This is a genomic window from Oscillibacter sp. UBA6647 (assembly GCA_002455655.1).
GTDB lineage: Bacteria > Bacillota > Clostridia > Oscillospirales > Oscillospiraceae > Oscillibacter.
On record DKLF01000113.1, the window covers coordinates 1 to 9,847 of the forward strand.

At 54.7% G+C, this 9,847-nt stretch carries 10 protein-coding genes; 9 read left to right on the plus strand and 1 reads right to left on the minus strand.

Annotated features, from left to right (window positions below):
* Positions 1 to 269 (minus strand): hypothetical protein (locus tag B2W96_RS08480; RefSeq protein ID WP_293009855.1); only part of this gene is annotated, 269 nt, incomplete at its 3' end.
* A gap of 901 nt (positions 270 to 1,170) precedes the next feature.
* On the opposite strand from B2W96_RS08480, the gene B2W96_RS08485 reads away from it, so the two are divergent.
* The 9 genes from B2W96_RS08485 to B2W96_RS08525 form a co-directional block, all read left to right on the plus strand.
* Positions 1,171 to 2,196, plus strand: coding sequence for a LacI family DNA-binding transcriptional regulator (locus B2W96_RS08485; RefSeq protein ID WP_293009856.1), 1,026 nt, complete (start codon positions 1,171 to 1,173; stop codon positions 2,194 to 2,196).
* Positions 2,197 to 2,316: 120 nt separating this feature from the next.
* Positions 2,317 to 2,823, plus strand: coding sequence for a tripartite tricarboxylate transporter TctB family protein (locus B2W96_RS08490; protein ID WP_293009857.1), 507 nt, complete (start codon positions 2,317 to 2,319; stop codon positions 2,821 to 2,823).
* 48 nt (positions 2,824 to 2,871) lie between these two features.
* Positions 2,872 to 3,900 (plus strand): tripartite tricarboxylate transporter substrate binding protein, encoded by a 1,029-nt coding sequence (locus B2W96_RS08495; protein ID WP_293009858.1) that lies wholly within the window; start codon positions 2,872 to 2,874, stop codon positions 3,898 to 3,900.
* Positions 3,901 to 3,943: 43 nt separating this feature from the next.
* Entirely contained in the window at positions 3,944 to 5,434 is a 1,491-nt protein-coding gene (locus B2W96_RS08500; protein ID WP_293009859.1) for a tripartite tricarboxylate transporter permease, read from the plus strand.
* Positions 5,435 to 5,556: 122 nt separating this feature from the next.
* On the plus strand, positions 5,557 to 6,621 hold the full coding sequence (locus B2W96_RS08505; RefSeq protein ID WP_293009860.1) for a hypothetical protein: 1,065 nt from the start codon (positions 5,557 to 5,559) through the stop codon (positions 6,619 to 6,621).
* A gap of 30 nt (positions 6,622 to 6,651) precedes the next feature.
* Positions 6,652 to 6,939, plus strand: a complete 288-nt coding sequence (locus B2W96_RS08510; RefSeq protein ID WP_293009861.1) for a UxaA family hydrolase — start codon at positions 6,652 to 6,654, stop codon at positions 6,937 to 6,939.
* 15 nt (positions 6,940 to 6,954) lie between these two features.
* A complete protein-coding gene (locus B2W96_RS08515) occupies positions 6,955 to 8,118 on the plus strand; it encodes a UxaA family hydrolase (RefSeq protein WP_293009862.1) in 1,164 nt (387 codons plus the stop codon).
* Positions 8,119 to 8,134: 16 nt separating this feature from the next.
* Positions 8,135 to 9,139, plus strand: coding sequence for a Gfo/Idh/MocA family protein (locus B2W96_RS08520; protein ID WP_293009863.1), 1,005 nt, complete (start codon positions 8,135 to 8,137; stop codon positions 9,137 to 9,139).
* Between the two features lie 96 nt (positions 9,140 to 9,235).
* The coding region (locus tag B2W96_RS08525) for an aldo/keto reductase (protein WP_293009864.1) at positions 9,236 to 9,847 on the plus strand (612 nt) is incomplete at its 3' end.

The window sequence follows — 9,847 nt, forward strand, 5'->3', positions numbered from 1 at the left end:
GAATCTTTCATATTTTCCACGGTCGAGCCAGACTGCATTAACTCAACGACATTTTGGTCAAGTGCCATTTGCTGGGCAATGGTTATATATTTCAACAGGTAGTTGGAAACGTTGGAGACGCTCGTTTGGTTAGACAACTGCACGATTCTGTCTTCACTTTGTCGCATATCCCTTGACGCCATAGTTGACGTGACTACGCAGACGATCACCATAGCCGCCAGTACAATCCCGCCGATGCAGGTTATAATTTTTGCCGCAATACTTTTCATACTATTAAATCCCCTCATTATTATTGGCACGCAATATCTTTCTCCCGAAATTCACTAGGTTTATCACGTTCTAATATATTTTTCGTCAAAATTTAGAGAAAGTTAATAAGATTTAGCAGGCTGCAAACTGTGAATGCTGGCAATTAGACGACAATTAGACGAAAGACAACCAAAACAGAACGCATCGCAGCAGCAGGCATCTATTGGTACATTGATGTAATTTCTTTTAAAAAACGAGTATTTACCTCGTAGTCGTAGATTACAGCTTGCTTTTAAATACTCTCAGCTTCACTAAATTTGAAAAGCACATGAATAAATACGGGGATAGAGCAGATATTTGCAGATTATTATAACGCATATATAACGCATATTTATTATCGATACTATCTAACAACTGGAAATAAAAGCGTGTGCAAAAGGTGGGCGGAAATCCGCCCGCCTTTTTCGCTTCAGTTTCCGGCTCTACACTGTCTTTTAAATATTACCAGCGCAAATGACCTTTTAACCAGAAAAAGCATCCATGGCAGGTTAAAAATGTCAAAGTATTTTAAATTTTTTGTTAATATTACAAAACCCGTGTGAATTTTTTGTCATATATTCCACTTGAAAACCGCCGTTTTACGACTTATATTATTATGAGTACACAAAGGCTTGATGTCAGACGAAGGTAGTTCGTCTTTTATTTGTGTCGTTTGCGTGCACGTTCACGCATTTTTGCGTGTACGTTCACTCACATATTTTTTTGAATGCTTTTGTGACAGTGCAAACAGCATTTTTCTGTTAGAACGGCAGATGTTTTCTTTTTTGCAGGTCAAACGCTTTCTTCTGGTGTATGGCTGCCATCGCGGATATAATTTGTCCCATTCCCGCTGTATCTTTTTGGAAAGAAGAGGAATGATTTATGACAACCATTGAATCCATCGCTCAAAAAGCTGGTGTATCCCGAGGGACCGTAGACCGGGTACTCCACAATCGCGGAAGGGTCAAGGCCGAGACGGTAGAGAAGGTCTGGGCCGTGATGGATGAGCTGAACTTTCAGCCCAACAGTCTCGGCCGCGCGTTTTATCTCTCCCGCAAGAAAAATAAGATCGGCGTGCTGGTTTCTCTCCGCGAGCCGGACTTTCAAAGACTGGTGATGCGCGGCGTCAGCGACGGCATTTCATACGCTCAGCAGTACGGCATCCAGACCCTGACGGAATTTGCACCGCCCGATGACCAATCCGCTTATCTGGAAGCTCTGGGTCGCCTGATTGACAGCGATATCCGGGGGCTGGTGCTGCGCGGTATTGAGTCCGAGCAGGTCAATGCTCTGCTTCGGCAGCTCACCACAAAGCAAATTCCCATTATCACGTACAACGCAGACACGGAGGATAAGCTGCGGGACTGCTTTGTTGGGCAGGACTCTTACAAAAGCGGCGCCTGTGCGGCGTTTTTGATGCAGCAGATTTCTCCGAAAAAGGGGCGCACGCTGATTGTAGGCGTGGACCGGCTCCATTACTCCAGCGAGGAGCGGATTCACGGTTTTGTCGATCACATTCAAAACTTCCCGGGCGGGGAAATGGATTTGGCCCCTGTGGTTTACAGTCAGGGTAATCACGATATTTCCTATCGGCTTACTCGCGCCGAGATTGAGCAGTCTTCCGGGCTGACCGGTATCTTTGTCAGCGGTGCGGGCCTCAGCGGCGCCGCCCACGCCGTGGATGACGCCGGACTTTCCGGAAAAATCAAAGTAGTGGGGTTTGACACCACCGATTCCAACGTGGCCTGTATGAAAAAAGGGACCGTACAGTTCCTGATTGAGCAGAACCCTTATATGCAGGGCTATAAATCCGTTCAGCTTTTGGTGGACGCGATTTTTCAGGACCGTCCGGTGGAAACGGCATATTACGACACGGGAATCCAGATTAAAACGCTCTATAATTGCTGAGGCATTTTGCTTTTGGCCACTTTACCCGGTTAATTTCAGCAGGCCGGCCTGCTGAAATGGATTTTAGCTCTCACGCAAAGCTTTTCCAAAACTGTTATGTGATTGAAAGGAGGGAAATTTATGAAAAAAGTGATTCGAAGCACCAACGACCTTGTGTTGGCGGCGGTGATGGGCGTTCTATCCATCTTTCTGCTGACCAGCAAGCACATCATCACCGGCGTGGAGAACGGCCTTGGCGGCATATGGGCACAAGCCAGCACCTATATTCATCTTCTGGCAGGAATTATGCTGGGGCTGTGCATTTTGCAGTTGATCTACGCCATCAATTTCAAGCGGGACGGCGAGCATCAGGCAATCGCAATCCCTATTTCCAAGGAAATCGTCATCACTGCGGTGGCCTTGGTTCTCTATGCGCTTCTTCTGCCCGTGCTGACGTTTTTCCCCTGCACTCTGGTGCTGAATATCGTCCTGTGCGGAACCTTTGCAATGAAGGAGAATCAGGGAGATCCCGAAAAAGCGGGAAAGCTGCCCAAAAAGCAGCTTGTCGCCATTATCGTCTACTCCGTTGCTCTGACCGTTGCTTTGTGGGTCGTGTTTACCCAGCTTCTCAGGTGTATCCTTCCCTAAATGGGGTTTTGGATAAACAAACCAAATTAAGGAAATGAGGAAACATACATGAAAAAGGTTATGTCATTTGCGCTTGCGTCCCTGATGCTGGCGGGAATCCTGTCCGGTTGCGGCGGAAGCGGCTCCGGCAGCACCGGCAGTGCCAGCAGCGCTGGAAGCACCGGCAGCGGCTCTTCCGCATTGGATTATCCCACCAAAAACGTTCAGATTATCATTCCTTACGCTCCCGGCGGCGGTTCCGACAACCTGGTGCGCGGTGTCATTCAGTATCTGGATCTGGGCACGACCGCGGTTGCCATCAACGTGGAGGGCGCTTCCGGCTACATCGGCGCACTTCAGGGCTTTAACAGCTCCAACGACGGATATACCATCATGACGCACAACGAGATGGACCTGATCTCTTACTCCATGAGTGGACAGGCTCAGGATCCCCTGTACGAGGATCTGGAGTACATCTGCGACGTGGTGACCGACTACAATCTGCTGTGCACCAGTCCCGCTACCGGCTGGACCACCGCTCAGGAGGCAATTGATTACATCAACGCCAACCCCGGCACCGTGACTGTGGGCTGCACCGGCTCCAACAACGTCAACTACGGTACCACCATGGAGCTGCTGAAGGCCATGGGTATTTATGACAAGGTCACCATTGTGCCTTACGACGGCGGCGCCGCCAGCGAAACCGCCCTGCAGGGTGGCCACATCCAGTTGGAGGTCAACTCTCTGGCCGACACCTCTGCTTACATCGCAGCCGGCACCAACGTTCCTCTGCTGGTATGCAATGACGAGCGCATCGACGCGCTCACCGACGTACCCAGCACCGTTGAGGCTGGCTACAACGTGACCTACGGCAAGCCCCGTGGCTTCTTCGCCCCCAAAGGCACCGACCCCGCCGTGCTGGAGTACATTTCCGCCAAGATGAAGGAAGTCTGCGAGAAGCCCGAGTTTGTGGACGCCATGGCTAACCTGGGCTTTACCGTGGCCTACGTTGACGGCCCCGCCGCCAAGGTTCGCGCACTTGCATGGGCAGAAAGCCTGACCCCCGTCTTTGCGGACATGGCCCAGATTGCCGGCTAAAAACTATATTATCCTGCGCAGACAGGAAAGGGAGGGCTCTTGATTGTCGACAATCATCCTTGGCTTTCAGTATATCTTCAGTGACCCCATGACCATCGCGCTGCTTTTGCTGGGCATCTTCGTCGGAATTATTTTCGGCAGCATTCCCGGGCTTACCGCAACGCTGGGCGTTACACTGTTCATTCCGTTTACCTATGTCATGTCGCCGGTTCAGGGCCTGACCATGCTGATTGCCGTCTATGTGGGCGGCATCAGCGGCGGTTTGATCACGGCCACACTGATTAACATTCCCGGCACCCCGTCGTCCATTTATACCTGCTTCGACGGATATCCCATGACGAAAATGGGCAAGCCCACGCAGGCTTTGGCCATCGGCGTCTTCTGCTCCCTCGTGGGCGGAACCTTCTCCGCGTTTGCCCTGATGGCAATTGCGCCTCAGCTTGCAAAAATTTCTCTGAGCTTCGGAAGCTGGGAGTATTTTGCGGTGGCTTTGATGGGCCTTTCCGTGGTGGTGGCCATGTGTTCCAACTCCATGATCAAGGGCCTGATCGGCGCTATCTTCGGTCTGATGCTGGGCGGCATCGGCATCGATTCCATCAGCGGCGTGTCCCGTCTCACCTTCGGCTTCTGGCAGCTTCAGGCCGGTATCTCTTCCACCGCGCTGATGATGGGCCTGTTTGCCATCACCGAGGTGTTTAACCAGTCTTTGGAGCTGCACAAGCCCCGCCCCAAGATTCACTTCGCAAAAACCACGCTGGTTCCGCCCCTTTCCGAGATGAAGACAAGCTGGAAGGCCGTGGGCATCGGCTGCGTGGTGGGCACCGGCATCGGCATTCTGCCCGGTATCGGACAGAACGCCTCCACCCTGATTTCCTATAACCTTGCCCGCACCGTCTCCAAGACGCCGGAGATGTTCGGCCACGGCTGCCCCGAGGGCATTGCCGCTTCTGAAACCTCCAACAACGCCACCAACGGCGGTGCATTGATTCCTCTGGTCTGCCTGGGCATCCCCGGCGACCTGACCACCTCCGCCCTGATCGGCGGTTTGATGATTCACGGCCTGCAGCCCGGCCCTCTGCTGTACAGCGAGCATCCGGAGCTGGTGGGTGGCATCATGGTGGCTTACTTCCTGGCAAACGTTGTGATGTACGTGATGGAGCTGGGCCTGATGAAGGCGTTTGTCCGTATGGTCAACGTGAAGCTGTCCTACCTATTCCCTGCCATTGTGGCATGCTGCGTTCTGGGTGTGTATACCCTGAACAACCGTATGTTCGACGTGTGGGTGATGATTATTTTCGGCTTTGTGGGTTATTTCCTCATCTGCCTCGGTATCGACATGGCGCCTGTGATTCTGGGCTTCATTCTCGGGCCGCTGATTGAGAAATATATGCGTATGGCCCTGATCGCCTCCAGCGGCGAATGGGGACAGATTGCCACCCGTCCTGTGGCCGTGTTTTTCGTGGTGGTGGCGATTCTTTTCGTGGTGGTTCCCATCGTCCGAAAGCTGCTGATTCTCAGCAAAAAAACGACTTAAGGCCTTTCAGGGCTACTTGTTCGTAAGCACAGACAGGCAGTCGGGCCCGCTGCAATTGCAAAGAAACACTCTTTGCAGCGCCGTGCCCCGGCTGCCTGTCCTTGTTAAAATTGGAGTGACCGATGGATTTGACCTATAAGGTACCAAGGCAGGCGTATATTGACCTGCTGGCGGACATGATTCGCCGCAACGAGCGCCGACCCATCCGGGTGTTTACCCTTCTTTTATTGACTGTGGTGCAGATGGCAGCCGTCATTCTGCTTTGTATTTTTCGCCTGAATCCGGACCAGCGGGTTTTCTTTCTGGTCTGGTCAATTCTTTTGGCGGCGCTGACAATTCTGCGCCGCTGCACCGTTATGTCCCGGGCCCGCGGCACGCTGCGGCGTCTGGAGTACACCGGTCAGCTTTCCGAGGAGTTCTGGAAGGAGCATAAGCTGGGCACGACGGACGGACAGTTACGCCTGCGCTATGGCGCGCAGCGCCTTTCCTGTCCGCTGCACGGTCTTTCCCGGGTGGAGGAGCGGGCGAATGCTCTGCATCTTTACTGCGGGGAAACCATGTTCGACATCGTGCCGGACTTCGCCTTTCCAAATCGGGAGGCTATGGAGCGCTTTGCCCGGTCGCTGCGCGATCAGGCGGCTCATTCCCAGCCGCAGGAGGCGAAGCGCGAGGATTTGCCCGAAGGCGGCCTTTCCTGGCACATGGAGGGGACCGTTCTTGAAGACGGGCAATACCTTGCCTTCCGCACCCTTTACTACCGGCATCGCTTTTTGCGCTCCGCCACCTTTGTGCGCCTTGTAATCAGCGTGCTGGCCGTCATCAATCTGTTCCGGGATGCATCCCCCATTAACATCGCTCTGAGCGCCGTGCTTTTGGTGCTGGCAAATTTGGAGAATCTCTCCATGCTTCCGTTTGTCTGCCGCTTCCGCATCCGGCGGGAGGTGGGCGATTGGCGCGGAAGCGAAGAATACCGCCTCTCCCTGCGGGGAAATACGGTGGTCTTTGCCTCTGACCGGGCAGAGGCGCGCATCCCTGTGGAAAAAATCAACCTCTGCGAGAAAGTCGGTCCTTACTATCTGATTGGCTGGAGCAGTTTCCCCGCCGTGGTGCTCCCGGCTCAGGTCTGGCAAACGCCGGAGGCATCCGCCCTTACAGAGGAAATCAAGGCCCTGTATCAGAGAAAATAGCCTTTTTTTAAGGCAGGAGGTATCGCTTTCATGAATGCACTGATCGTTGACCCAAGAGACAATGTGATTGTTGCCATCGAGCCGGTTGCCGCAGGAGATACGGTGACGTATCTTGTGGGCGGTGAGCCCGCGTCGCTGACAGCGGCGGAAGATATCATCATCTATCACAAGCTGGCCATCCGTGATATCCAAAAGGGCGAGCCGGTGGTTAAATACGGAGAACACATCGGCGCCGCAACGGCGTTTATCCCTGGGGGGGCTCATGTCCACGTTCATAACGTGGACAGCATTAAGGAAGACCGTCGGGCCAAGGAATAAAAGGGGATCACAATCATGACATTTTACGGATATCGCCGCCCGGACGGGCGGGTAGGCGTGCGGAACAAGGTTCTAATTCTGCCCGCCAGCGTCTGCGCTTCAGACGTCACCCGAATCATCGCCCAGCAGGTTGAGGGCAGCGTAACCTTCAACAATCAGCAGGGCTGCTCTCAGGTGGCGCCGGACCAGCAGTATACCATGGACATTATGGCCGGCTTTGCGGCCAATCCCAACATTTACGGAACGGTCGTGGTGTCTCTCGGCTGCGAGAACTGCCAGATGGATCTGGTTGTCGCCGCCATTCGCGAGCGGACCAACAAGCCCATAGAGCAGGTCATCATTCAGGAGGTAGGCGGCACGCTGAAAGCAGTGGAAATTGCCGTCCGTTACGCCAAGGCAATGGTTGCGGATGCCAGCATGCTTCTTAAAGAAGAATTTCCCATCTCCGAGCTGATTGTCGGCACGGAATGCGGCGGCTCCGACCCCACCAGCGGCCTTGCCGCAAACCCTGTCATCGGCTCTATGAGCGACCTTCTGGTGGCCGCGGGAGGAACCAGCATTCTTTCGGAAACCACGGAGTTTATCGGCGCGGAGCACATTCTGGCCCGCCGGGCCGCCACGCCGGAGGTGCATGACCGTATCTACGAAATTATTACCCGCTTTGAGCAGTCCTTTCACCCCGTGGGCGAGGATGTGCGGGCGGGAAACCCCTCCCCCGGCAACAAGGCAGGCGGCATCACCACGCTGGAGGAAAAGTCTCTGGGCTGCATTCACAAGGGCGGACACAGCCCGGTCAACGCCGTGTATGACTATGCCAAGCAGGTGGACCCGAAGCAGGGCCTTGTGATTATGGACACGCCGGGCAACGACCCCGCCTCCGTGGCGGCCATGGTCGCCGGCGGCGCACAGGTGGTGGTGTTTTCCAGCGGGCGGGGGTCCCCCACCGGAAACCCCATCGCGCCGGTTATCAAAATCACCGGCAACAAGCTGACCTTTGCCAAGATGGAGGACAACATCGATTTCAACGCCGCCCCCCTGATCTATGGCGAGAAAACGGTGGAGGCCCTTGGCGAGGAGCTTTTGCAGATGGTGGTGGAAACCGCCAGCGGCAAACAAACAAAGGCAGAAGCCCTGGGCTTTACTGAAATCGCAATTGCCAGGGCGTGCAATTTTGTATGAGAAAGGGAGTACACAGATGGAAAAGAAAGTAGTGCGCTGGGGTGTTTTGGGATGCTCCGGCATTGGAAAAAGCCGTACCATCCCCGGTATGCTTGCCGCGTCCAACGCAGAGTTTTATGCTCTGGCGGGCCGGGACGAGGCAAAGCTGAAGGCTTACGCAGAGCCGTTCGGTCCCAAAAAGCTCTATACGGATTATCAGGCGCTTCTGGACGATGAGAACGTGGACGCGGTTTACATTCCCCTGCCCAACGGCATTCACATGGAATGGGTGGTAAAAGCCGCCGCCGCCGGAAAGCACATTCTCTGTGAAAAGCCTCTGGCCCTGAACGAGAGCCAAGTGACGGAGATGTTTGCCGCCGCCGAACAGCACGGCGTTCTTCTGGAGGAAGCCTATGCCTTCCGTCACGCCCAGCTTGTGCAGAAGGTGAAGGAGATCATTGACAGCGGCGAGATCGGCAAGGTCCGTTATTTGGAATCCAAGCACTCCACCTTTGATTCCAACCGTCAGGGCATCCGGTATCAAAAGGGCATGGGCGGCGGCGCGGTATTCGACGTGACGTGCTATAACGTGAGCCTTGTCTCCTATCTGCTGAACGCGGACCCCACCGATATGCATGTATACTGCGGGTTTGACCCGCAGACGGGCGTGGACACCTCCGACTCTGTGCTGCTGCGTTACGGACAGGATGTGTCCGCCATGCTGTACGCGGGGCTGGACGCCTATCCCCGCGGCTGCTTCTCCGTGTTGGGCGAGACGGGCCGCATCGATGTGGACCACAAGTTCAACAGCCGTGGCCTGTGCCACGTTCGGGTGGGCAAAAACGCCCGTCCCCAGAACGCGGAGTATATCGATGAGGTTGTCACCGATTACACCGTCTGGGTGGACGACAACTATTATCTGGAAGTTGAGCAGTTTGGCAACGCGATTCTCAGCGGCGCGCCCCTGACCATTTCCCGGGAGGAATCCCTGCGGACGGCCAGAGTGTGCGACGCCATTCGCAAAGCCGGCGGCGTGGACTGAGCTGCAATTTCCCGGCAAGGGGCTTTTCCCTTGTCGGAAAGTTTTAAAACGCTATCCTGACAGTGTCTAAAATACTCTACAAAAGGAGCGCGGAATATGAAAAAAAGCGAGTTGAGAAAGAGCGGCATCATGGTTTCCGGTTTGGCGCTTGGAACTTGGGCCTATTCGGGCGCAGCCCTCTGGGGCGCAAGCGACAATGCGGCCGCACTGGACACCATTCACTTTGCGCTGGAGCACGGCGTCAATCTGATTGACACGGCGGACAGGTACGGCGATGGCAAATCGGAAGAGGTTGTGGGCGAAGCGCTGAAGGGCCGCCGGGACAAGGCGGTTCTGGCCACCAAGGTTTACACCGACAAGCTCCGCTATGATGACGTGATCGCCTGTTGCGAGGCCAGCTTGAAGCGTCTCCAGACGGACTATATCGACCTCTATCAGATTCACTGGCCCACGCCCGACATCCCTGTGGCAGAGACGTTCCGTGCCTTTGAAGACCTGAAAAAGGCGGGCAAAATCCGAATCGCGGGCGTGTGCAACGCGGGCAAGGGCTGCGCGGCAAGCCTTGCCGAATACGAGGTTGCCATGAACCAGCTCCCCTATTCCCTGATTTGGCGGATTGTGGAGAAGGAAGTCGTTCCCGCCAGCCTTGCCGCCGGTATGCCGGTGTGCGCTTATTCCCCGTTGGCGCAGGGCCTGCTCACCGGAAAA